The following is a 1,721-nucleotide window of genomic DNA, read 5'->3' as shown; positions in this document are numbered from 1 at the left end:
ACGACTCCCGACTCCCGACTCCCGACTCCCGACTCCCGACTCCCCACTCCCCACTCCCCACTCCCCACTCCCCACTCCCCACTCCCCACTCCCCACTCCCCACTCCCCACTCCCCACTCCCCACTCCCCACTCCCCACTCCCCACTCCCCCTCTCCCCCTCTCCCCCTCTCCCCCTCTCCTTCCCCCTTCCCCTTCTGAGTTCCAACTCCATGCCTTGCTTGACGAATCGATTCTCTGCTGCACTGATCAGTAGCTTGTTTTCTGTCTTGTTTACGAGCGGCTCTTCCGCGATTGCCGACGAGCCGGCTGCTTGGACGGCTAACCCAGAACTGGTCAAGAAACTGAGTGCCAAGCGGCCGTTTAACTACGACGAAGCGAAGGTGCCCGATTACGAGCTTCCTGATCCGCTGAGGATGACCGATGGAACCAAGGTCAGCTCGGCATCGCAGTGGATGACGAAGCGGCGGCCTGAGTTGTTGGAACAGTTTCGTGAACTGGTTTATGGGCGGCGGCCAGACACTGCGTACCAAGTCTCGTTTGAAACGACCGAGACGATCGAAGATGCCTTCGATGGACTGGCCACTGGACGAAGCGTCAAGGCGACGGTCACGATCGACCAACGAACGTTCTCGTTCCCGTTTGTCGTGTTTACTCCGAATCGAGTCGCAGGAAAGACGCCTGCGGTGGTTGCGATCAACAACCGCTATTTCATTCCGCTGGAGAAGGCGGTGAGCGAGCCGGATCCGTTTTGGCCCGTCAAAACGATGCTTGAGCGAGGCTATGCCGCGGCGACGTTTTACACTTCGCATGTCGATCCCGATAACAAGAACGGTTACGACGACGGAATTCGCGCGTTCTTTGCCGACGGCAAACCGCCCGCCGATGACGCGTGGCGAAGTTTGTCGGCCTGGGGATGGGGCGCCAGCCGTGTGTTGGACTTTTTGTCGACGGTTTCCCAAATCGAGATCAACCGCGTTGCGGTGGTGGGACATTCTCGTGGCGGCAAGGCGGCGATTTGGGCCGCGGCCGAGGACGAGCGTTTTGCGATAGCGTACAGTAACAATTCAGGTTGTGGCGGTGCGGCGCTTTCCCGCCGAGCCTACGGCGAAACAGTGGCACGAATCACCTCGTCCTTTCCGCACTGGTTCACGCCTCAGTTTGCTGAGTATGCCGATCGCGAGGACGAGCTGCCGATCGACCAGCATGAAGCGATCGCGTTGGTCGCGCCGCGAGCGGTGTATGTCGCCAGCTCAGACGAGGATTTGTGGGCCGACCCGCGTGGCGAGTACGCGTCGTTGGTCGCGGCCGCGCCGGTGTTTGAGCTTGTGGGGATAAAATCAATTACCGAGGAGACGATGCCGCCGCTGAACAGCCAGCGAATTGTCGGACAAACTGGTTATCACATCCGCAGTGGTGGCCACGGGCTCGGGCAAGTCGACTGGGATTTCTTTATCGCGTTCATGGACACGGTGTTGAAGTAGCGAGCCCTCGTTCCCAGGCTCCTGCCTAGTAACGCACTGCTTCGGAGGCTCCCGCCTCATCATTTTCGCTCTCGGCAGGCCGGAGCCCCTATGCCCTCGACTTTCGTAGTGGGACTCGCCAGAGTTCCTGGTGCTCGAAGAGCGAAAACGGGAATTCTGGCGAATCCCACTACTCGAGGATCACCCGCTGGGTGCCTAGGTAGATGGCATTGGACGGGAGCCTTGGAACCAGGCGTGGG

1 protein-coding gene is annotated in these 1,721 nt (G+C 60.0%); it reads left to right on the top strand.

What is annotated here, in order from left to right; genetic code table 11:
* The first annotated feature begins 210 nt into the window (after positions 1-210).
* Entirely contained in the window at positions 211-1,482 is a 1,272-nt protein-coding gene (locus RMSM_RS34590; protein WP_008708734.1) for an alpha/beta hydrolase family protein, read from the top strand.
* The last annotated feature ends 239 nt before the right edge of the window (positions 1,483-1,721 follow it).

The organism is Rhodopirellula maiorica SM1 (genome assembly GCF_000346295.1).
In the GTDB taxonomy this organism is placed as follows: Bacteria; Planctomycetota; Planctomycetia; order Pirellulales; family Pirellulaceae; genus Novipirellula; species Novipirellula maiorica.
This window is presented reverse-complemented; position numbering and strand designations above follow the sequence as displayed.